We start from the raw sequence: 21,612 nt of genomic DNA, 5'->3' as shown, positions 1-21,612 counted from the left end.
TACTTCTTTTCTTTTACTCGCTTTTTGTTTTTCCTGTTCTTTTCTTTTTCTGTTCTTTTCTATGGATTCATCATTTCATATAAGCGAACCGCTATAACAGCAGCCATTTCCCTAGTCACCTTTTGATGCGGGTGAAACTTCTCTCCATTCCCTATCATAATTCCTCGTTCATGCAGAACAGCAATGTAGGCTTGTGATTCAGAGGAGAGATGCTGAATATCCTTATATTGATGCCCACTTGCGGAAGCATCCAGCTTTAAGGCTCTCCCTATCATGAGGGCTAGGTGTTCTCTTGTTATAGAAGCATGCGGATCAAATGTAGTTGGTGCTGTCCCCTGAACAATTCCTAATTCAGCAGCTCTAGTCACATTATGAAAATACCAGGCATCTGGGGTTACATCAACAAATGGATGATTCCCATTACCTTGTCCTGCTGGCTCCTCCTTCATGAGCTGTAAAATCACTTTGGTAAATTGAGCACGAGTCAGGTCTTGTTTAGGAGCAAAGCGCAATTCATCCTTACTTACTCCTTCAAAAATTCTTAGCTCCAGAGCACGATAAACCGCTTCATAAGCATAAGGAGAAATGAGAGCATCATCTGCAAATAATGCCTTCTTTTCTGTTTCTCCATTCGGAAGCTGGCTTCCCACATTGATTTCCTTCAAATCATACAAACGACTCTGCCCAGCTAAAAATCGTTCATACGCGACTAACGCCATTAAGGCTTGTTCTGTTGGCATCTGATCAGAGGCTTTTCCCACTTGTGTAGCAAAACCTCCATCCGTATTTTTAAAAGCAAATAACCTTGTAAGAAGGTGGCCTTTTTCTTTTGTAAATGCTTCTCCAACAGGATCGATCCCTAATGCAGTCAAGCCAATGACAACCTGTGCAATACTTTCACTGCTCTCCACCATGTCTTGGCGATACCCACCATTCGCTTGCTGTTCTGTGGATAACCATTTCACTGCCTTATCCACCGCTTCTTTTACTTCTTTTTGTTTTTGATATGGGGCAAGTGCGGCTAGCGCCATCGCTGTAATATCCACATTATTTTCATGCCCCTTAGCCAATGAAAAGGCTCCTGTTGAATTCTGATAGCTCAGAAGTTCAGCAATGATTCGTTCTCTTGTCCACGTAGCATGAGAAGGGAGCTCATATGACTTGCTATCTAGAGCAATTAAGGCAAAAATCAAACCATTCGATCCCTGATGGGTCATTCTCTCATGTTGATACAGCTTTTCGATTAAATCATAACCGGCAAACACACGTGGATCTTTTCCAAGGGCAGATAGAGTCAAGACCAGCCTTTCAATATCTGTTACATTGCGGTATGTCCCTTGATTTTCTTGTACCTCTCTTTCCAACTGCTCGATTGAACGATGAGCTACTGGAGCACCCGCTCTTGCCAGCGCAAATAATGCCCACTCAGAGCCTTCCTGATGCTTTGTTAGAAACTGTGCCGTTTCTTTAATCTGTTCCTTTACCTTTGCCTGTTCATTTGCTGTTTCAAGCTTAGTTCGATCAATCACAGCAAATTTTGTAAAGTGATTGACTAGCCCTGTTACCAACCTGTTTTTGGATCAAGCACAGCTGGAATAGGGATCCACTCATTTTTTTCCTCGTCCAACCAGACGAGCGCCAGTTTCTCTAAATCGGACACTTCAAGTGGCACTCGGATGGACACATACACCGGTTTTTCAAATGTGATTCCAGAAGGTCCAAATTGATAAACAGGTGATACAAGCTCCTTTTTGTTCACAGCTTGACTGGACAGCTTTTCGATCTGAATGGTTTGCTCAGATTGTAAGGCTTCTTTAGGAACGATAAGAGATACGAGATAGGCTGAATCTGCTATAATCGTTTCTTGTTGAGAGGTAACTCGTTTGCTTTCCTTCACTGAGCTGTTTTTGATTTCTTCCTTCAGCTTATCTGCTTCAGCCTGAGTCATTCGCTCATTCTGTAGGACGACGATTGTTTTAGCAAACTGTCTAACAGATTGACGATTATCCTTCTCTAATCCCGCTAAGGCTTTCACTGCTTCTTCTGTTTTGTTTCTTTGCTCTTGCAGCTTCTCTTCGGTCATTACTGGAGCCACGGTTGATCCAGTTGATCCGCTTCCTCCCCCAACATCGGAGCCTAGATTCGTTGTATATAACCACCGTACATGATCTCCATTTGAAAGGGTATAAGCTCCTGCACTTACCGTAGGAAAGGTTTGATTAACTGAGTAATTCCAACCGCTTTTTGGACCATGGTCAAACTCGGCTAATCCCTTAATTTCTTTAATATAAACGTTCTCTCCTGAACCGCTGACTTTCACATTCTCCGTCCCTACAGCTTCAAGAAGAACGCCATAAGCTGTCGCTTTTCCCGTTACAGTTACAGACGTATCTAAAATATTTGCTCCATTTAGTCCACGAATGGTTACTTTGATTGTTTTTTGATCAGATGGATCAGATGGATTCGTACCTGGGTTTGTACCTGAATCTGGTTTTGTTCCAAACTGACCATCAAAGTGATACATCAAGCTTTTCTTTTCAATGAAATGCTTATAGGAAACAAGGGCTTGTAAGGCTTGCTGTGTCGCCATACTTGAGCTAGCTTGTTGATGATAGAATCGTTTTTCATTTTCTTTATAGTAGCTTAATAGAGTATCAATGAGAGTATGATTTTGCTTTGTAAATTCTGTATTCGACGGACTTTTGCCCACACTTGTTAAGCCAATAATAGCTTGCGCCACAGTAGGGACTGGATCACCAGACACATTAAACCCGCCGCTATCCTGCTGTTTCTGTGTCAAGAACGCCAGTGCCTTATGAATCGCCTCCTGTACTTCGGGCTTTTCCGTATATGATGCTAAGGCGGTCAGTGCCATCCCCGTTACATCAACATCGCTCTCATTCGAACCAAACCAGTTCCAGCCTCCATCTGTATTTTGCTTTTGCAATAACGTTTGGAGAATGGTTGTTTTGGACCATTTAGCATCATCTGGAATGGTATACGAACCACTATCCAGAGCAATCAAGGCATAAATTAAGCCATTGTTGTATTGAGATAAGTTATCGTAGCTATAAAGCTTCTCAACTAGATTATGTCCCCCTATTTTCTCAGGATTTGCTCCTAAAGCTTTGGCTGTTAAAATCGTACGAGCATAGTCTGTCGCAGAAGAAAAGACTCCATCTTTCTTTTTGATCTCCGCAACAAGTTGATCCAAGTAGCTCTGTGACACTTTTTTACCAGCTAAGGATACAGCAATCACGTCCCAATCTGAAGTAATTCCCTTAGAAAGGACATCTGTACTCACATCAGCGATGATTTTTTCAATCTCCTGAGCTTCGCTAGATCATATGAGGTGGGTTCTTCTCTCTGATGACGATCTCCATCGTCAGGATCTGTTGGGTCTTCCCCATCACCCGTATCCCATGAAATATACTTAAATTCCAGTTGATCACCGTAATCCACGGCATAGCTCCCAGCACCTACTTGAGCCATCTCTCCATTCACTAGGAAGGACCAATAATACGTTCCTTCTGCTACCACACCATGGATGGAAACCACATAGTCTCCCCATGCTGAGGATTCGATTCCTACATTCTCCTCACCAGCAGCACGTTTTAGCACCTCTAAGGCCGTTTCTCCTCGGGTTATGTCCACTTCCATATTGGTTAATTCTGCTCCGTTTTTACCGCTGACCTTCACGTTAGCTTTCGTTGACCATGATACATACTTAAATTCAAGCTGATCTCCATCTTGAATTTCGTAGCTACCTACTCCAACCTGTGCCATCTCGCCATTTACTAGAAAAGACCAATAATAGGTTCCCTCTGCGGCTACTCCCTGAATCGATACCAGATAATCTCCCCAAGCAGAAGAGGCAAGCCCTACATTTTCCTCACCAACTGCACGCTTCAAAAGCTCTAAAGCCGTTTCTCCAACTGTCGATTCGATGGTGGTATCTGTTAAGAAGCCCCCTTCTTTATCTACTACCTTGATTCCTACTATGGCACTCTCCCCACTGTTAGCAAAAACAATTGAAGGCAGGGCAAAGAATACCTGTCCCACAATCAGGATCACAGCTAAAAATAAATTCAAAGCTTTAATTTGTATTCGATTGTTCATTTCCATTCTCCTTATTTTTCAAAATATAAAACCTTCTTCTATTCAAAAATAGTGTGGATAAACAAGAAAAGCACCTCCCTAATTTGAAGGTGCTAATAGGCTAGAACAAAAAATAAGCACTACTATGTATCACGCTCCCTAATTCTCCGTAGGTTCGTCTACAAAACAGAGATAAGGCAGGTCTCCTGACTCGTGCATCATCAGTAACTCTAAGCCTTCCCATTTCGTTTGAGGAGAAACAGTGGCATTGTTTAGAGTACCTTCACACTTACAGTGGCGGGACCGTGTCGGATTTTCACCGAGCTTCCCTATTAAGCTTGCAAATCTTGTGTGAGATTTGAAGCACCTTATCTATATATTTATTTAATAGTAATCGAATCTATTATACAGGAATTTGGGTATGTATAGTACCTTTAGAATGAAACATTAGAGGATTTTGAACCTTATTCTTATCACTTCAATACAAAAAAAGCTTAAGTAGGTCTGCTTTTTACAAATAGTGGGTATAACTAATAGATACACAAAGATTTCTACACAGAGAAGAATCCCCCTATTATCAGACTTTAAGGAGTAATACTAGTGGACACAAAACAATCAACTCAGTCCTATCGAAGATACCGAGCCTACGTTGGCGTATTAAATACGAATTATATTCATCCGAAGAGTCCCTGGGTCGCTGCTTGGTGGTCCGCCGCTTTTCCAGGGATGGGGCACCTGATACATGGAGCTTATCTCAAAGGGTTTATTCTTTTTGGCTGGGAGTTTATCATTAACTTAATGTCTAACTTAAACCTCGCCATTTTATATTCTTTCATCGGCGAATTTGACATGGCAAGGGAGGTTTTAGATACCAAGTGGTTTCTTTTATATGCCCCCGTTTATATCGTTTCTATCTGGGATAGTTACAGGACAAGCGTGGATCTCAACAAACTATATGTTTTAGCAAAAAGAGAAAAGGCACCCATTGTCCCTTTTCAGATGGGAAATATTAGTGTGAATTACCTTGATAAACGTCACCCTTGGTTAGCCACTTGGTGGTCTATCATGATGCCAGGGCTTGGTCATTTGTATTTAAAAAGGGTTCTGTTAGGCTTTTTCCTGCTCATTATCTGGATCATAATGGTCTATTTTTCTAATTTCCTTCCAGCGATTCATTACACGATGTTAGGGGATTTTACCCAAGCAAAGAACGTTGTAGACGCTCAATGGCTTATGTTTATGCCTTCTATCTATTGTTTTGCTATTTACAGATCGTATATATTAGCAGTTGAATATAACCGGCTTTTTGAAACAGAGTTAGCTGAATTCTTGCAAAAGAATTATCAAGCTTCTACATTTGTTATGCCTTGCAAACAGGAAATGAGGTGATGACTATGTATGTCGTATCTACTTTTGAATATTCTCATTTATTAGAGCTGGCTATTACAGAACTAGAAGAAAGAGGGTTGACCAAACAACAAATCATGGCGATACCTCTGAATAAAAAGAAAGAGCAAGGAAGGTTTTTTGATACCATACATCAAGCCGATGGAATCAGTCTATTTGATGGTCCAGCAGCCTTAGGGACTGCTGGGATGGTGTTAGGTTCAATCTATGGTTTCATTTGGGAATGGGGACCGATTATCTGGGGAATGATTGGTCTGGGATCTGGTGCTGTTGTGGGGTTCGTTCTTGATTTACTTATTGGCAAGAGGCGCTTTTTTCAAAAAAGAAAAGACAACGATATTCAATCTGAGGTAGTGCTTATCATCCATTGTCAGGAACAGCAAGCCGACATGGTGGAGCAAGTATTATGGCATCACTTGGCTATTGGGGTGGCTAAAGTAGACAAGTCCTGAATTCATCTTAGTTATTGACTATCTATAAGGTTTCTTATAGATATCTTCTTGTTTTTCTTTCCTCCCTCCTCTTGATATGAAACATTGGCTTGAAGCTGTTTCATAAACACTTGTATTTCTTTCTCACTGTACTCTCCCTTAAAAACAAATCGAAAAATATAAGGTCCTGCAATTCTTTTCGGATATAGCTTTTTTGATCCGGGTAAGGCACTTGATCTGCTATATTGGGCTTCATTTTCTGTAGGGATGGAGACCATCAACTCCTTTATAGGTTTAAGTCCCTTGTTTTCGATCTCAATATGTAGGATAAGCAATGTATAGCTCTCCCCAGGAGGTAGTTTTTCATATTTTTCTATCTCGTTTTGTTCTCTAATCGTTTCGCTAGATACTCTAACATGGATCTTATCTTGACTTGCACTAAGAACACAGGCAGAAAAAAACACGATCATAAGAAGGATCGTTATCATTAATAGAATGGCATTTTTATTGGACATTCGATTACTCCTTAGGCTTCGACTGTTTCAATTTCACTCGGCAGTCGAAACCTTGTGAATTGGACCATCAAGAGATTACGATTGAAGTACAAACTGTAAAATCCCAATAATGATAAAAAAGACAAAAACAGAAAGCCCTACAACAGAAGTGATCGCCAATACCTTCAACCACTTTGCTAGATTTCTCAGTTCCTTGTTATCCTCATTGTTCGGTTGCATGAAATCCCCTCCCTCCGTACGACTGATTTTGATGAACTCTAACTTCTTATGCACAACTACTCTTTACAATACCATATTTTACCTTTGTTTTCATATTTATTTTTGCCAACAAAAAAAGGTCAATCACGATCTTGACCTTTATATCTATTCCTTTTATGAAAAACTCTCGTTCTCTTCCCTAATAACTAGAGGTCCCCCCAGACCAGCTTGTATCACTTCATCAATTGCTTTCAGTGCTTCTGTTTCATCTATCCCCCTTGCTACAATAACAATTTCATCTCCTTGCCTTATACCTAAGGACATCACTCCCAAAATCGATTTTAAATTCACTCCTTTTCCTTTGTATTCTAATCTTATCTCCGCCTCGTATTTGCTTGCCGTATTCACCAATAATGTCGCAGGTCGTGCGTGTATTCCAACAGGATCTGTAATGACATACGTGATTGTTGACATGTTTCCTATCTCCTTTACTTGAAAACTTATCCAGATTTTAGCTCCTCACTATTTTATGTTTCAAAAATATAGTTCTAGCGACATTCACTAGAACTATATCTGAAACTATACTTCTATTTTGTTAAAAAATTGTGGGAGATGCTCTTTATGCGCTTCCATCATTTCAGCTACAATCTCTTTGGCAATGGAATCTGATGGGCTTAGTGGATTAATGGTCATTGCTAGTACAGCCGTATTGTAGTCCCCTGTTACAGCCGCTTCTGCCGAGATCCGTTCAAATGATTTGATCTGTTGAACAAGTCCACGAACTGGGACCGGAAGATCTCCTATTCCAATGGGTTTTGGTCCGTCTTTGGTTATCACACAGCTTATTTCAACCGCTGATTCCTTTGGTATACTAGCAATAGCACCCCTATTCATTGTATTGACTGGCTGAATATCTCGTTTATCATTATAGATAGAAGAGATTAAACGAACAGCTGCATCAGAGTAATAGGCACCCCCTCTTTTTTCTAGCTGAGGTGGCTTTATGTTTAATGCAGGATCTTTATACAGCTCGAATAATTCTTCTTCCAGCCTTTGGACACTTCGGCTCTTGTCCCTTCCTTTTCAGCATTTTTCAAATCTTTTTCTAGCATTTCTTGTGTTTTGTAATAGTACATATGATACGGACATAGAAGTACACCCACAGCTTGAATAAATTCTGGTTCCCAGCCAATCCCTTCAATATTTCTCACAAAACTACTATTAGTAGGGTCTGTTAATTTTTCAATCACGGTTTCTTTTACACTGACACCGTCCACATAAACATCTAATCCATAAACCATATGATTTAGCCCAGCAAAATCAATACGAATACGTGAATGATCAACATCTAGTAATTTAGCAATCCCCATCTCAATTCCAATAGGAACATTACATAAGCCGACGATTTTTTTGATTTTAGAATACCGTAGTACCGCTTCTGTAACCATCCCAGCTGGATTCGTGAAATTAATGAGCCAGGCATCAGGACATAACTCCTCCATATCTTTACAAATATCTAGGATGACAGGAATCGTTCGTAACCCCTTGAAAAGTCCCCCAGGACCATTTGTTTCTTGCCCAATGACACCATATTTTAGAGGAATTCTTTCATCTTTGGCACGAGCTTCTAATAATCCAACTCGGAATTGGGTGGTGACAAAATCGGCATCCTTTAAGGCAGCTCTCCGATCCAGTGTAAGATGAACTTCAATAGGTAAACCTGCTTTTTCAATCATCCGCTTTGCCAAGTTTCCTACGATCTCCATTTTTTCCTTGCCTGCTTCAATATCGACTAACCATAATTCACGAAGGGGGAGTTCAGCATAACGCTTAATAAATCCTTCCACCAACTCCGGTGTATAGCTTGATCCGCCGCCAATTGTAGCAATTTTTAACCCTGTTTTACTCATGGTCTAACCCTCCATTTGCGTGTATTCGTTCGTATAAATCAATGAACTCCGTTGCTAATTCCTTCACCGTGATGGCATTCATTAAATGGTCTTGGGCATGGATCATCAACAGAGAAATGTCTATTTTTTCTCCTCTTATTTCACCTTGAATAAGAGAGGTCTGTATCTGATGCGCTTCATTCAGTTCTTGACCTGCTTGAATGATTTTCTCTCGTGCTTCTGCAAAATCACCGCGTTTAGCTGCTGCTAATGCTTCCATCGCTGAACTCTTGCCATTACCAGCGTGAAGAATCAGTTGGAAGATGATTTCCTCATTCGTATTTACTGTCATTTCTCTCTCTCCAATCCATTACATGATTTGTTCATGATCATTTCGGGCTGAACGATTTTCTGTTAAGTATACGTTTGCACCATTTTACGTTAGCCTGCTTTCTTATCTCCTGTGGACTCAGGAGTTGTTGTGTTTCCTCCTTCTTCATCTACCTTTTGTCTATCCCAAACTTTAAAGAAAGGTAACCAAATCAGTAGTCCAACCCCAATATTCACAATCTGCATAACAGCACCTGAGATGCTTTGAGTCACTAAGTATCCACCAATGATAGGAGGTGTCGTCCACGGTATGGCAATTCCTACTGGTTTGGCAACTAACCCTGTACTCATGGCAAAATAGGTAAGAACGGTCATCGTTAAGGGGGTTAAGAAGAAAGGAACAATCAGAATGGGATTCATTACAATCGGTGTTCCAAAAATAATAGGCTCATTAATGTTGAAAGCACCAGGCCCTGCTGATAAACGCCCTAGTTGTTTCATTTGCTTACTTCTTGACCATAAAAGCATAATGATGACTAGGGCAAATGTAGCTCCCGAACCACCCATGTTAATAAAAATTTCAAAGAATTGCGCTGTGAAAATATGTGGGACTTCCTCTCCTGCTTGGAATGCTATACGGTTTTGATCTGTAGCAGATAACCATATTGGAGACATAACCCCTCCAACAATCGAAGCACCGTGCAATCCGGTAAACCATAGAAGTGAAATAAGCGTGACCGCTATCATCGAACCAATTAAGCTCCCACCTAAGGCACTTAGTGGGGTATATAAAATATCTCCCACCACATTGTGTAAGCTTTCAAAGCTCGTCATTTCAATCAAAATGCGCATAAGCCAGATTATAGAGATAACAATGAATCCTGGAATTAAAGCAATAAATGATTTACTTACTGCGGGTGGTACACCATCCGGCATTCTGATGACAATATTTTTCGATGTAATATAACGGTAGATTTCCGTTGATAAGATGGCAATCAGCATGGCTACAAACAATCCACCACTTCCCATCAGTGCGATAGGAATAACACCATCTACGGTTACAGCTTCCTCAAATCCTTCAAACGATCGTAGCACTTGAAAAGGAGTCGCTAATAGAAAACCTGATATGGATATAGCTCCAGCTGTTAAGGGATCAATTCCATACTTTTCAGCTAAACGATAGGCAATACCAAATCCTGCAATTAAAGCAATAATTCCAAACGTGGCATCAACGGGATAGAGAAGCTTCGTTAGCCATTGAGGACCAAAGACACTGCCCATAAAATCGCTATAACCTGGTATGGGAATAAAACCAAGGATTAAAAAGATAGAACCAATAATAATCAGGGGCATTGTTAGGATGATCCCATCGCGTAGTGCTTGAAGGTGTCTCTGAGCAGCAATTCTCCCAGCGAAAGGTAGAAAGTATTTCTCTAGAAATGCACTAAATTTGTCCACCGTACATCCTCCTCTCTAGCCATTTATTAATTGAATGGAATGCTTAATGACTTCTGCTCCATTGCAGGTTCCGTAATGGGTTGTCTGAATCACGTCCACTGGAATCCCTTTTTCTTGACCTAGCTGTTTTAGCTGAGGCAGCAAATATCGTACTTGTGGTCCTAGTAATAAAACATCTGCTTGATCAATATGATTTTTCACAGCATCACCCGGAACTGCCCAAATCTTTGCTTCTATTCCTTGCTCGGCTGCCGCTTTCTCCATTTTGGTCACTAACAAGCTAGTAGACATTCCTGCTGCACAACATAATAGAATGTTCATGTTGAATTCCTCCCTAAAATTTAATGTATAAATTCATCCATATCCTTCACTCTACATCGGAGTTAGAGCGTCACATTATTTCTTGTAGAGCGTGATCCTTGTTGATTTCATTCTATTTTGAAATCGCTTACATTTACACCTATTCTTTTTCCGCTACCTAACGGAAATGATTGGAATACTTTTTCGTAAAAACGTGAATAAACTCAGGGTATGTATGGCATTTTAGCAGTTGTTGAATAAGATCCTTGCTATCTATAACACTAAGCAGGATATTATACATTTTTTGCAGATTCTTTGAGCTATTCTTCTCTACATTTAATAGACAAACAAACTGTACCGCTTTATGCTCCCACATAATAGGCTTTTCAAGAGTACATATTGCCCAAAAAGTGGTTTCCGTCTGTGGAACGATCGGATGAGGAATCGCGACAAGGTTTCCGAAACAAGTAGGCGATACCGCTTCTCTTTTTAATACAGAACGAGTATAATCGTGATCTACCAACCCTAACTGTTGAAGCTTCTCCCCTAGAAAAGAAATCACTTCCTCTTTGGTATGTAGTTTTTCATGAAGAAAAACCAGCTCTTCTCTCGTATATTCAAAGGTATCTTGATCCTCTGTTGAAAAAATAGAGTCAATCTTTTCGATGTCTTCCCCACCTAGAATCGTATTGACTTCAATAACAGGTACAGATAATTCTTTGGAAATGGGAATGGTACTAATCACAAAATCTAAGGAATGTAAGGACATTTGACCAAGCCGATAATATTCTGTTGTGCCAAGAATTTCTATTTTAGAGCCAAACCTAGACTGTAGCTTGTATTGTAGTAGTCTTGCACTCCCCGCTCCTGAAGCGCAAACAATGATACACCGTTTCGGTCGATCATTCAGCTTTGCTCTTTCCACCGCAGCACCAAAATGTAAAGCAATATAACCAATTTCATTCTCATTGATCTCAATATGTAGTTCTTCTTTGATCACGAGTCCTGCAATGACACCGGCTTGGAACGAAACAGGATAATAGGATTTGATTTCATGCAGCATAGGGTTTCGTATATTCATCCCATATCGTAGCCGATTAATCGCAGGCTTTAAGTGTATACATAAGCTTATTTGAAGTTCTTTATCTTGATTGATCCCTAATTTTAACTTCTCTTCAACCGTATCAATGATTTTCATAGTTAAGCGATAGATTTCATGATCAATGAGAGCTTTCAATTGACTCTCAGCCATTTTTGTATCGGTTACCAGCTTTGTTCCTAATAGGTGAATGGCAATATACGCAATTTCTATATCGGGAAACTTGACGTTTAAACTCTGCTCGATCTCCTTTACCATCCTTCAGCAATCATGTACTCACTCTCAGCAGCAATTTCGGTTAACTCTTCAGGATAAATCGAAACATGATGACCGCTTCTAATTCTCCTACATGCAATGGCAATATGAACAATCAAATTATGAAAGCTGATGTCTGAAATCTCTAAATCATATTTTTTTACATAATCCATAATAATAGATTGAATCCTTGACGTTTCTGCTTCAGATAAAATTGAGATTGGACCCTCTACTATCTCTCGCTTTTTTCTATTTAGCAAATATTCTGACATACAATAGCGCAGCTTACGCTCATCCCCTTTAAGCTTAAACCCATAATTGGGACGAATATCGATTGTTATATCATACTTTTTTAGCATTCTTTTCACTTGCTGAAGATCATTTTGCAAGGTCGATTTACTAATAAAAAGCTCCTCTGCTAATTCATCTAGTTTCACATATTTATTAGATAAAAGAAGTTTTTTTAACAGAACCTCAACCCGATCATCAGGCGAATGAGGCGAAAAACCAAAACCTAGTTCATCATACCTAAAGATCTCTTGGAGCATCGTTCTAAACAGCTCTTTATCGATAATCTCCAGCTGATACCCCTTCCCACGGATTGAATTGATCGATGCCCCGTGCTTAGACAAGAGCAGTTCCAATTCTTTCATATCATTGCGTATGGTTCGAGACGTCACTTGTACCACCTTTGCTAAATATTCACTCGTGAGAGGTATATCTGCAGCTAACAATTCACGAAAAATAGAAGTTATTCTGACACCAAGCATTTTTTTGTCTCCTTTCTCTGCATCCTGCTTTTATGCGATACGAATCCAAAAAATACGATTCCTCATTCTAGCATTTAGCTCTTCTTTTTTTAGTAGTTCCACAGCCCTCTAACTTTTTCCTGTTACCATTCGTCCAGCTTAAGGGGTTGACAGTTCAAATTCATAAGTGTTAATTTATGGAATATACATAAGCTATAAAAACTCTTATGTATAGGGAGGAGACGAAACATGGCAAAAGAATGGAATGCGGATGTGATTATTATTGGTGCAAGTACAGGTGGCTGTGCCGCAGCCTTATCAGCAGCACGCTTAGGATATTCAGTCATCATGACAGAGAGAGTGATTGGATTGGAGGTCAATTAACGAGCCAAGCAGTACCTCCTGATGAACACCCCTGGATTGAGCAATTTGGATGTACAGCATCCTACCGGCAATTCCGCCAAAGAGTAAGGGATTATTACCGCCAGAATTTCAGTTTAACCTCCACAGCATATCGAAATCCCTATTTAAATCCTGGCAATGCGATCGTAAGTAGAATTGCCCATGAACCAAGAACGGCGTTAAGAGCTATCCAAGATATGCTAGCTCCATATATTCATAGTGGTAGATTAAAGATTGTCACTGAGTGTATCCCCGTATCAGCAGAGGTAACGGGAGATAAGATCGACTCTGTAACGATTCAGCATACCCCTTCTAATCAAGCATATGTATTAACAGGACGTTATATCTTAGATGCAACAGAAACAGGTGAACTGCTGCCCCTTGCTAATGTAGAGTTTAGAGTTGGGGCAGAATCACAAAAAGAAACAGGCGAGCCTCATGCTTTAGAAGAAGCAGATCCTATGAATATGCAGTCTTTTACCCATTGCTTCGCTATGGATTACATAGAGGGTGAAGATTTTACAATCGACAAACCAGAGCAATATTCCTTTTGGAAGAACTACAAAGCAGATTTCTGGCCAGACCATCTGCTAAGTTGGACGGGAGTGAATCCTCGTACTCTGGAGCCAGTTGAATATCCATTATTTAGCGAGGGAGACCAATTTTCATTATGGAACTACAGACGAATCATGGATACATCCTTATTTGATGATGCTGTCTTCCAAAGTGATATTACTTTAGTCAATTGGCAACAAATTGGATATTGGTTAGGTCCTATTATCAATGTCAGTGAAGAAGAAAAACAAACCCACCTTCATGCAGCCAAGCAATTAAGCTTGTCCTTCTTGTATTGGATGCAGACCGAAGCCCCTCGCCCCGATGGAAAAATAGGATACCCTGGCTTACGTTTACGTTCTGATGTCACAGGGACAATAGATGGTCTAGCTAAAAAGCCATATATTCGAGAGTCTCGACGAATCCAAGCCCTATTTACTGTATTAGAGCAACATGTGAGTGCCATAGGACGAGAAAACGAGCAAATCGCTCCTCCTTTTCGAGATTCTGTCGGTGTCGGCTGCTATCGCATCGACCTGCACCCAAGTACACAAGGACGAAATTACGTAGACATTCCTAGCTTGCCGTTCCAAATTCCACTGGGCAGCTTGATTCCTGTTCGCATGGAAAACTTGTTACCCGCATGTAAAAACATTGGGACCACTCATATTACCAACGGCTGCTATCGACTTCATCCTGTAGAATGGAATATTGGTGAAGCCAGCGGTGCTCTAGCCGCCTATTGTTTGCAAAATGATCTGACACCCAGAGCCGTATATCGAAGCGCAACACATACACTCAGATTCCAAAATATGCTGACCAGTCTCGGTGTAGAAATTGCTTGGCCGCAATTGAGGAGAGTCTAAATACAGAGTAAATCAAGCGTCAATCTCTATACCTACCTTGTAAAGTAGATCCAAGCAGCAAAATAAAGTGCCGAACTTTGCAAGATATCTTTGCAAAATTCGGCACTTTCTATGTATATATCACTCTTGACACTTACTCCTTAGAGTCTAAGACATATTTAATAAATTCTGTTTTTGCTTTGGTATATGCTTCACGGTCATTATTGTACATTTCTGCTAAGTTTTGTTTAAGTGAAGCGTACTCTGTAATAAGCTGTGGATTATTTCTTAATCGCTCACGAAACAATAGCTGCATATCCCACCTTATTTCTTCCTCTAGCATAATATGTAAATGTGCTACTCGTTTGTCGTTTTTTACTTTCACAAAAAAACGTTGCCAAGGTCTCCCATCTAATTCTGGAGGTACGTAATTCCAATCATGAGGAGCTAAAATTGAAGCTATTTCACCAATTTTCTCAAATGAATCTATCTTCGCCATTACATCAATAATTGGTTTAGCAGGTAAAAACGGAATAGATGTACTCCCGTAATGTTCCACTTCCGTTACACCAAATTGTGCTAAATGATGGAGAAGAAGTTCTTTTTCAAGAACTCCTCTTTCAATCCAATTGGGATTAGGTTGAACTATATTTATCTCCTCATTTGCCCAAATAGGCCATGTACTTTCATCATGATTACTTTTCATTTAGTCCTCCTTCTTCGAATTTGCATATAATTTACTTTATCTGTGTAGGGCTTGCGACTTTCGCCGCGGGAGTTTCAATCACTTATTTATTAAATACTCAACAACAGGATAAGAAACCAAATTCCTGTCTCTGTAGGTTGAACTTATTACATCATTTTTCGTGCTTACGATTCCATTCTGTAATATGACAGATTTGAAACCTCTCTCGATTGCTCCATTGTAGGTAAATAGAACACAGTGCTCCGCTGCGAAGCCTGAAACTATGACTAATCCCACGTTATGTTCCTGCAATTTTTGCTCCAGTTCAGTTTTCCAAAATGCATTGGAGTTCTCTTTAGTCAACATTAAGTCTTTCTCATGGATTTCAATTTCCGGAATAACATCATACATTCCTTTATTTGATTCTTCAAGCCCTTCTACATCTTGAACATGTATTACAATATGATCTTTGGAACGCAGTAAATTAGATACATGATTTATATACATGCACGCCTTATCCATCACTTTCTTTTCAATTGGTTCTTCTTGTAAATAAATTGACTGCATATCAATAACTAACATGGCTATTCTCATCTTAACACTTCCTCAAATAGTATTTAAGAAACTTAAATTAATCTGTAAATCACTTTTCTCTCCTTGTAAATTAGCAACATTGCCAATCATACTGAACATTGGTGAAATCTCTATTTTTCAAGTCTTCTTCCGCAATAAAAAAATTACAATTTCCCGAATCACCAAACATAATTCCACATTCATCATCTATATCAAGCTGCAATAATAAAATATTATATTTGTCACTATAGACCGGCTCTGATTGAACAAAGTATGGATATCCCCCCACTCTGCTTCCTGCTGCGCAAAACTCCTCCCATATCTTTTCTTCCTGTTCATCACTAAATTCTATACTTGAAAAAACTTTATTAAATAATGAGTCACAAGAAGTAGATATCGGCATTTCTCTCAACTTAAAAAGCATCTTCCCTTCTCTTTCAAAAGGCAACAAATCTTGATAAGTTTCTTCATAAGGATTTTCTGTTACTAGTTTATTCTCATCTGTTATAAATTCCTCAATATATCGAACCTTACAAGGTCTATCATATCCATGACAATCATCATAGTGAATATAAAATTGCAACAAACCCCGTTTAGGCATATGATCTAATTCAACTAATTCAGAAAGATTGATCTGTGCTAGAAATATCATTGGCTTACCGTTATCCTCTACTGGATATTCACTTATATCTTCAAGATAAGGACAACCTCCCAACTTACTTTCCCATGGCTTCGTTTTCTGAGCTAAAAATGTTATCTCATTACTTTTTCTAACAGTTGATTTAATGATTTTTTCATATTCTTTAAATAGTTGAGATACTTGATACATTTTTTCAATCTCCTTTCCAACATCACTAGATTACCAAGTTTTCTAGTAGGTTCTTCAGTTACTTACTTTAGACGGTAATCCCTTCTTTGCTATAGTGTTCTCTCCCTATTTCTTTGAAAATAGCTTATCCGTATTTGATGTATAACCAAAGATATAATATGAGTTACTTTCTTCTATATAAGGGATATTAAGATGGTGTAAAACTCTGAGAAATTCAACTGTAATATCAATTAATTCGTCGTCTATAAGTACGCCCCTATGTTTCAAATACCTAGGTCTGACTCGAATCCATTCTACTGAATAAAAAAGTGATAGTCCCTCGTTCCAATCCCCAAAATACCACACATCATTATCAAAGGAGATTGGTTCAGGGGTTTCTTCCAACACATATTTAACTTGATAAGGTGGAGGAAAGGGTAATGTATTTATAACTGCGCTCTGCAACTCTTTCCATTTTGTGTTATTCATTATAGGATGTAACTGTTTTTCAGATAAGACAGATTGTATATTTTTCTTAAGACTTTCCATTCTCCTATCCATGTAACAAAGAAAACCTCCATTGATATTCTTTCAAATTGCGGCCATCTATAGTCGCTACTCTATCGTTAATCCGCCAAATTACACATAACGTTCTTGTTCACGATGCCCCCATCTTAAACTGCCTAGGAGTCATTCTTGCGTGACTGTGCTGGCCGCGATGCGAGCGGACAATGTCTTTCGCTTGGACTTTAGCCCATTCAAGGTTTCTATGGCACTTCATTATTTTCTTCCACTTTTATCTTCAGCAATAGGACCATATCATCTTCTTTAATTATTCTGTTTACTGATTCCTCATCTTGTAAATCAATCATACTCATTGATTTACTTCTCGTTTCTCTATACGCCGCCAATATTTTAGTTTCTCCTAACTTTAACTCCATCTCTTCTTTTCCTTTTCCAATGGCATAGTCCCAAGAACTAAGAGTATAAGTCTTATTTTCTTTTTCAATTATCGATGGTTGCATGCTTACTCCAGGTCCATAAAGAAATACTAGAGTATCTTTTGAGTTTGGATTTATCATTCCAAACCCCAAATTACCTTCTTCCACCTTATTAGGGCTGTTGCCATAGGATAATTGCGTTAAAGGTTGAGAATCTTTTTTTCCATCATTGTATCTTTCGACCCAAAGGTTTACCCATCTTTTATCTGCACTAGGTAAATAAAAGTCAAAATCAAATAAAATCCCTAAATTTAAATCCTTAAAAGTATTCTCATATTCAGAATCTGGGTTTATTGAGATAGTAGGTGTATTCGGCTTTTGCTTATTAGAACAGCCAAGACTAATCAGGATAAGAATAAGGATGATCATTAAACCTACATACGACCTTTTCAAAGTTTCTCACCTACTGTATTTTTCTTTTCAATAGAGACATCGTTCAGTTTATTTCAGTGATTCCATTAAACTATAATAATATTTCGATTCTTTCGTTTTATGTAATTGATACCATGCTTCTACTGTATCTTTTTTCATTACGTTGATCTTTTTAAATATTTCGTATGAGAATTCTAATGAAGCTAGCCCTGTGGCAGTGATTAAGTTATCATCTACCACTGCTGGAGTGTTTACATAATGAGAACCTCCCCTATAATCAGGACAAAACATTTTTAAAAACTCCTTATCGTTACTTGTATGCTTTCTATGATCTAATAAGCCATATTGAGCTAATGCTACTGTAGCGCCACAAATAGCTGCAATGATAACCTTCTGATTAATTACATTTGATACGATTTCTAATACGTTTTTATTTTTCTCATCCATCCAGGTATCTGCTCCAGGAAGAACGAGTAAATCGCCTTCTTGAAATTCGACATTATGAATATCCTTATCGGGTGTAATGGTTATTCCACCCATTGTTTTAACTGGCTCTAAAGTATTTCCAATCATGATAAGCTCTACTGTTGTGTTATTAGCAAAAAACCTACGGCTATTTAACTCCGCAGTGATGAAACCAATTTCCCAATCAGCTAAAGTATCCAGAACATATACATAGCATTTTTTACAATTTAATTCGGTTGTCATTATTCTCCTCCTAATGTTTATTTCGAAACTCCGAATGACCGCACCCATCTTCAAATCATTGATCAGCAATTGCCATGGGGCTCCCCTACCATTTTAATAAATTGATCTCTAATAGACATATATTCTCTATCTAATATGCTCATTATTACATCTGTTTGAAACTTCCCCTCAATAAATGCCCCTTCTCTTTCTACTCCCTTTTTTACAAATCCACATTTCTCATAACAAGCAATCGCTCTTCGATTATAATCAAGGACTCTTAAATCTACTCTATGTAATCTAATCTCTTCAAACGCAAACTGTAATATTAATTGGGTAACCTCAGTCCCCAGGCCTTTTCCTAAAATGCTAGAGTCAAAAAATCCAACAGAATATCTTGCCCTACAGTCAATATCGTTTACTTTTAGTCCTACTTTTCCTATACATCTTCCTTCATACTCAATACACCATTTATATTTCTGCTCATAAAATCCATTTATATAATTTCTAGCTTCTTCTAACGTTAATGGTTTTAAATTTCTCGTGCCTTTCCCAGACATTCTTTCAATTTCTTCATCTCTATCATAGCTATAATAGTCATGGATGTCGCTCTCGATTGGCTTTCGTAATAAAACCCTATTTCCTTGAATTGAAGGGGACTCTCCTTTGCCAAAAAGCTTTTATATTGCGGTCAAGAGAGTCGACTCAAAGGCATTCTTTACTATGAATCCTTTTTGAATCAAGTATAAACATAGACGCATCATGTCCCATGAATATTTTACTTCCTGTAAAAAAAGTTTTGAATTGAATATCCCTATAGCCTATTTTAGTCATTATGTCGGTTAACTCATCTGGATTAAATCCGTTATGAACCATATCTGAAACAATTTTTTCATTTTTATTAAAATCCACAATTAGTAGATGCCCTCCTTCATTAAGAACATCAAATAATCTTGATAAAACTAATTCCACATCATGAATATGGAGTAGAACCTGAGTCATAAAAATATAGTCGGTATGAACATCCACCAAACTTTCCTTTTCAATATCAAAGCATAACGTATCTACATTCTGAAGATTGAAATCAGTTATTTTTTGCTTTATTTGATTAATCATGTTCTGTGACGTATCTAGAAAAAGCATAGAACTAAACTCATTTAACAAGTTCATTCCGATAAGTCCAGTTCCACATCCAAAATCAATAGCATTCTTACTTTTAGCGTCAACTAAATAATTGCGGATAGCATCTGATGATACCTTTGCAATTTGGATTCGTTCAGGAGTGTCATATGTATTAGCAATCATTTCAAACTTGTCAGTATTCCCCATTATTATCTCTCCAATCATCCTTAATAAACAAGCCTGTACACTAAAAATTTGTTCAATTGTTAATTTATGAAAAAAAAAAATAACAAACATGAAAAACTCACTATTTCCTGGTAATCCTTTTTTGTAGGCAAATACAATAATAGGAGGAATAGCGAGTGAAAACAAATATTTGTTTACCACTAGGATTGCCAGAGTTTATAATTTTATAACAAAATATTCAAAAAGATACCATTTACTTAGATGTCGAGACAAAGACGATACCTAAATATTATATTCATTGTGGCTTCTCAACCCTAAAAAACATGATCAGCGAATTAGGAAGGTGCGAGATTTAGATTTATTAGATAAAACTCTCTATCTATTTATTTATCCATATCAAATGCTGGCGTTGTCATAACTGTAATGATGTGTTCTCTGAACCACTTACATCAGTACCAACTGGTAAACACCAAACCTACGGTTTCGTAAAAAAGCGTTTGATATGTGTTCTGGGACAACGATTAGTTACGTTAACCGTAAATTGGGAAGGAATTAATCACAAGATAAAGAATCGCAAACGTATTCTTTCGTAATCTGGAAAACTTCCGTATTCGAGTGAAACTAGAATGTTCGAAAGAACAGTCGATTATTCCTTCTCCATTTGCTCACATTGTAGATGATGCCGCGTAAGCCTCAAGCCCAAACCTCTTGAGGCTTACGCGGCATCATCTGATTGGTAGTTAAGTGAAGAAGGGGGAAGACTAGCCTATGAAAAGGCTGAAATGTGCGAGCTACACAGAAAATGACGAACAGCCAAAAATTTTGCTATAAACTAGTCTGAACAATCTTTATTTGCTTCTTCATATAACTGGTCGTTTTTAATGATTCAATATCAAAATTTTTCAACCATTCTAAGCATATTTCTGCTGTATATATTTCTAGGTAACTTAGTCGATTAGCTAGTAGTAATGCGGCTTCTCTCGGAAGTCCAATCGCCATAAACTCGAGAGCTGGGACAGTACAGGCTCCGTACTCTAAGTAAGCGGACAAATTAACAAGATTCTCAGCTTTGTCATTTTTTTTGATCGAAATCAAATAAGCCCTAAGTACTTCTGTATAAACCTGCATGTACTTTACTAGTTTATATCTTATTGTTAGATTAAGAAACTCAACTTGTGATTTAACAAGACTTGTTAACTGCTTTTCCTTTTTATTCAAAGAATTTGCATCGAAGAAAATAATTGATGATAATGGTTGTCCTAGCATCCATTTAAATGAATTAATAGAAATTTTCTTGACGAAATCATCATTCCAATTGTTATTTTCAAAATAAACTCCACATAAATGCACAATTTTTTTAAATCTTTCATAACTCTCTCCATATGAATGGAGTGGATAAAAAGGTATCAGTTCATCTATTGATTGACTAGTTTCAAAAAATACCCATAATTCATTTATTTTAGTAGGTAACATCCCTGGTATTTTTGTAGTAACTCTTTAGGAGGGAGAAAATCATTTATTAAAGATTCTGCAATATGATCGATTTCAATTAATATGGAACTATTTAATTCATTTTCATAAGTTGACCCTTCTAATTTTTTACCGCGAACTCTTTCATTTAAAATGACTGATACTAACTGCTCATTA

General features: G+C 38.2%; 21 protein-coding genes, 3 pseudogenes and 1 riboswitch. Of the genes and pseudogenes, 3 read left to right on the top strand and 21 right to left on the bottom strand.

The window, feature by feature from the left end:
* Positions 1-59: 59 nt before the first annotated feature.
* From JCM10596_RS28145 to JCM10596_RS17570, 3 genes are read right to left on the bottom strand one after another with little or no spacing between them, the layout of a single operon-like run.
* Entirely contained in the window at positions 60-1,568 is a 1,509-nt protein-coding gene (locus JCM10596_RS28145) for an S-layer homology domain-containing protein (protein ID WP_025028254.1), read from the bottom strand.
* Positions 1,562-3,304 carry a DUF4430 domain-containing protein gene (locus JCM10596_RS17575; RefSeq protein WP_025028253.1) on the bottom strand — a complete coding sequence of 581 codons (1,743 nt, stop codon included), beginning with the start codon at positions 3,302-3,304 and terminating at the stop codon, positions 1,562-1,564. Before JCM10596_RS17575 ends, JCM10596_RS28145 begins: the two co-directional genes overlap by 7 nt.
* Positions 3,301-4,119: a DUF4430 domain-containing protein gene (locus JCM10596_RS17570; protein ID WP_025028252.1), complete on the bottom strand. Its 819-nt coding sequence runs from the start codon at positions 4,117-4,119 to the stop codon at positions 3,301-3,303. Before JCM10596_RS17570 ends, JCM10596_RS17575 begins: the two co-directional genes overlap by 4 nt.
* Before the next feature lie 158 nt (positions 4,120-4,277).
* Positions 4,278-4,484: riboswitch (cobalamin riboswitch) on the bottom strand.
* Positions 4,485-4,698: 214 nt separating this feature from the next.
* Here JCM10596_RS17570 and JCM10596_RS17565 point away from each other — a divergent pair.
* Together JCM10596_RS17565 and JCM10596_RS17560 are read left to right on the top strand one after the other, a co-directional pair.
* On the top strand, positions 4,699-5,487 hold the full coding sequence (locus JCM10596_RS17565; protein ID WP_025028251.1) for a hypothetical protein: 789 nt from the start codon (positions 4,699-4,701) through the stop codon (positions 5,485-5,487).
* Positions 5,487-5,957 (top strand): hypothetical protein, encoded by a 471-nt coding sequence (locus tag JCM10596_RS17560; protein WP_199900156.1) that lies wholly within the window; start codon positions 5,487-5,489, stop codon positions 5,955-5,957. The genes JCM10596_RS17565 and JCM10596_RS17560 overlap by 1 nt, the downstream gene beginning before the upstream one ends.
* 11 nt (positions 5,958-5,968) lie before the next feature.
* Here the strand turns inward: JCM10596_RS17560 and JCM10596_RS17555 are convergent, their stop codons facing one another.
* The 8 genes and pseudogenes from JCM10596_RS17555 to JCM10596_RS26240 all read right to left on the bottom strand — a co-directional run bounded on the left by JCM10596_RS17555 (position 5,969) and on the right by JCM10596_RS26240 (position 12,750).
* Complete coding sequence (locus JCM10596_RS17555) at positions 5,969-6,451, bottom strand: hypothetical protein (protein ID WP_025028249.1); 483 nt, start codon at positions 6,449-6,451, stop codon at positions 5,969-5,971.
* Positions 6,452-6,526: 75 nt separating this feature from the next.
* Positions 6,527-6,670: a hypothetical protein gene (locus JCM10596_RS29590; RefSeq protein ID WP_159102368.1), complete on the bottom strand. Its 144-nt coding sequence runs from the start codon at positions 6,668-6,670 to the stop codon at positions 6,527-6,529.
* 153 nt (positions 6,671-6,823) lie between these two features.
* Positions 6,824-7,123, bottom strand: coding sequence for a phosphocarrier protein HPr (locus JCM10596_RS17545; protein WP_025028248.1), 300 nt, complete (start codon positions 7,121-7,123; stop codon positions 6,824-6,826).
* Between the two features lie 105 nt (positions 7,124-7,228).
* Positions 7,229-8,559 (bottom strand): annotated as a pseudogene (locus JCM10596_RS26245) (6-phospho-beta-glucosidase).
* Entirely contained in the window at positions 8,552-8,890 is a 339-nt protein-coding gene (locus JCM10596_RS17535) for a PTS lactose/cellobiose transporter subunit IIA (protein ID WP_025028247.1), read from the bottom strand. Before JCM10596_RS17535 ends, JCM10596_RS26245 begins: the two are co-directional and overlap by 8 nt.
* Before the next feature lie 89 nt (positions 8,891-8,979).
* Positions 8,980-10,326, bottom strand: a complete 1,347-nt coding sequence (gene celB, locus JCM10596_RS17530) for a PTS cellobiose transporter subunit IIC (RefSeq protein ID WP_025028246.1) — start codon at positions 10,324-10,326, stop codon at positions 8,980-8,982.
* Positions 10,327-10,341: 15 nt separating this feature from the next.
* Entirely contained in the window at positions 10,342-10,647 is a 306-nt protein-coding gene (locus tag JCM10596_RS17525) for a PTS sugar transporter subunit IIB (RefSeq protein WP_025028245.1), read from the bottom strand.
* A gap of 157 nt (positions 10,648-10,804) precedes the next feature.
* A pseudogene (locus tag JCM10596_RS26240) lies at positions 10,805-12,750 on the bottom strand (BglG family transcription antiterminator).
* A gap of 228 nt (positions 12,751-12,978) precedes the next feature.
* Between JCM10596_RS26240 and JCM10596_RS26235 the strand changes: the two are divergent.
* A pseudogene (locus tag JCM10596_RS26235) lies at positions 12,979-14,552 on the top strand (FAD-dependent oxidoreductase).
* A gap of 133 nt (positions 14,553-14,685) precedes the next feature.
* On the opposite strand, the gene JCM10596_RS17510 reads toward JCM10596_RS26235, so the two are convergent.
* The 10 genes from JCM10596_RS17510 to JCM10596_RS30420 all read right to left on the bottom strand — a co-directional run.
* Positions 14,686-15,237, bottom strand: coding sequence for a GrpB family protein (locus JCM10596_RS17510; RefSeq protein WP_025028244.1), 552 nt, complete (start codon positions 15,235-15,237; stop codon positions 14,686-14,688).
* 78 nt (positions 15,238-15,315) lie between these two features.
* The gene (locus JCM10596_RS17505; RefSeq protein ID WP_025028243.1) at positions 15,316-15,810 is read right to left on the bottom strand and encodes a cysteine hydrolase family protein; all 495 of its coding nucleotides are present in this window, start codon (positions 15,808-15,810) and stop codon (positions 15,316-15,318) included.
* 70 nt (positions 15,811-15,880) lie between these two features.
* Positions 15,881-16,618 (bottom strand): YwqG family protein, encoded by a 738-nt coding sequence (locus JCM10596_RS17500; protein ID WP_034681627.1) that lies wholly within the window; start codon positions 16,616-16,618, stop codon positions 15,881-15,883.
* 105 nt (positions 16,619-16,723) lie between these two features.
* Positions 16,724-17,158 (bottom strand): DUF6678 family protein, encoded by a 435-nt coding sequence (locus JCM10596_RS17495; protein WP_025028241.1) that lies wholly within the window; start codon positions 17,156-17,158, stop codon positions 16,724-16,726.
* A gap of 206 nt (positions 17,159-17,364) precedes the next feature.
* Positions 17,365-17,991 (bottom strand): hypothetical protein, encoded by a 627-nt coding sequence (locus JCM10596_RS17490; protein ID WP_025028240.1) that lies wholly within the window; start codon positions 17,989-17,991, stop codon positions 17,365-17,367.
* Between the two features lie 48 nt (positions 17,992-18,039).
* A complete protein-coding gene (locus JCM10596_RS17485; protein WP_025028239.1) occupies positions 18,040-18,678 on the bottom strand; it encodes a type 1 glutamine amidotransferase family protein in 639 nt (212 codons plus the stop codon).
* 62 nt (positions 18,679-18,740) lie between these two features.
* The gene (locus JCM10596_RS17480; RefSeq protein WP_034681625.1) at positions 18,741-19,307 is read right to left on the bottom strand and encodes a GNAT family N-acetyltransferase; all 567 of its coding nucleotides are present in this window, start codon (positions 19,305-19,307) and stop codon (positions 18,741-18,743) included.
* A gap of 55 nt (positions 19,308-19,362) precedes the next feature.
* Positions 19,363-19,986, bottom strand: coding sequence for a class I SAM-dependent methyltransferase (locus JCM10596_RS17475; RefSeq protein ID WP_025028237.1), 624 nt, complete (start codon positions 19,984-19,986; stop codon positions 19,363-19,365).
* A gap of 804 nt (positions 19,987-20,790) precedes the next feature.
* A complete protein-coding gene (locus tag JCM10596_RS17470) occupies positions 20,791-21,438 on the bottom strand; it encodes a hypothetical protein (protein ID WP_025028236.1) in 648 nt (215 codons plus the stop codon).
* Positions 21,420-21,612, bottom strand: a 193-nt coding sequence (locus tag JCM10596_RS30420; RefSeq protein WP_034681622.1) for a hypothetical protein, incomplete at its 5' end; no start/stop codon positions are given. The genes JCM10596_RS17470 and JCM10596_RS30420, both read right to left, overlap by 19 nt.

It is taken from the genome of Caldalkalibacillus mannanilyticus JCM 10596, assembly GCF_000615945.1.
GTDB classification, from domain to species: Bacteria; Bacillota; Bacilli; order Caldalkalibacillales; family JCM-10596; genus Bacillus_AT; species Bacillus_AT mannanilyticus.
Note: the sequence above shows the minus strand (reverse complement) of the source record. Positions and strands in the feature narration are given on the sequence as shown.

Bases quoted from the DNA above. Each gene is read 5' to 3' on its own strand.
- JCM10596_RS17570 (WP_025028252.1), bottom strand. From the start codon at position 4,119: ATGAACAATCGAATACAAATTAAAGCTTTGAATTTATTTTTAGCTGTG.
- JCM10596_RS17535 (WP_025028247.1), bottom strand. From the start codon at position 8,890: ATGACAGTAAATACGAATGAGGAAATCATCTTCCAACTGATTCTTCAC.
- JCM10596_RS17510 (WP_025028244.1), bottom strand. From the start codon at position 15,237: ATGAAAAGTAATCATGATGAAAGTACATGGCCTATTTGGGCAAATGAG.
- JCM10596_RS17500 (WP_034681627.1), bottom strand. From the start codon at position 16,618: ATGTATCAAGTATCTCAACTATTTAAAGAATATGAAAAAATCATTAAA.
- JCM10596_RS17525 (WP_025028245.1), bottom strand. From the start codon at position 10,647: ATGAACATTCTATTATGTTGTGCAGCAGGAATGTCTACTAGCTTGTTA.
- JCM10596_RS17470 (WP_025028236.1), bottom strand. From the start codon at position 21,438: ATGTTACCTACTAAAATAAATGAATTATGGGTATTTTTTGAAACTAGT.
- JCM10596_RS29590 (WP_159102368.1), bottom strand. From the start codon at position 6,670: ATGCAACCGAACAATGAGGATAACAAGGAACTGAGAAATCTAGCAAAG.
- JCM10596_RS17475 (WP_025028237.1), bottom strand. From the start codon at position 19,986: ATGGGGAATACTGACAAGTTTGAAATGATTGCTAATACATATGACACT.
- JCM10596_RS17555 (WP_025028249.1), bottom strand. From the start codon at position 6,451: ATGTCCAATAAAAATGCCATTCTATTAATGATAACGATCCTTCTTATG.
- JCM10596_RS17560 (WP_199900156.1), top strand. From the start codon at position 5,487: ATGACTATGTATGTCGTATCTACTTTTGAATATTCTCATTTATTAGAG.
- JCM10596_RS17485 (WP_025028239.1), bottom strand. From the start codon at position 18,678: ATGACAACCGAATTAAATTGTAAAAAATGCTATGTATATGTTCTGGAT.
- JCM10596_RS17495 (WP_025028241.1), bottom strand. From the start codon at position 17,158: ATGGATAGGAGAATGGAAAGTCTTAAGAAAAATATACAATCTGTCTTA.
- JCM10596_RS17545 (WP_025028248.1), bottom strand. From the start codon at position 7,123: ATGTCAACAATCACGTATGTCATTACAGATCCTGTTGGAATACACGCA.
- JCM10596_RS17505 (WP_025028243.1), bottom strand. From the start codon at position 15,810: ATGAGAATAGCCATGTTAGTTATTGATATGCAGTCAATTTATTTACAA.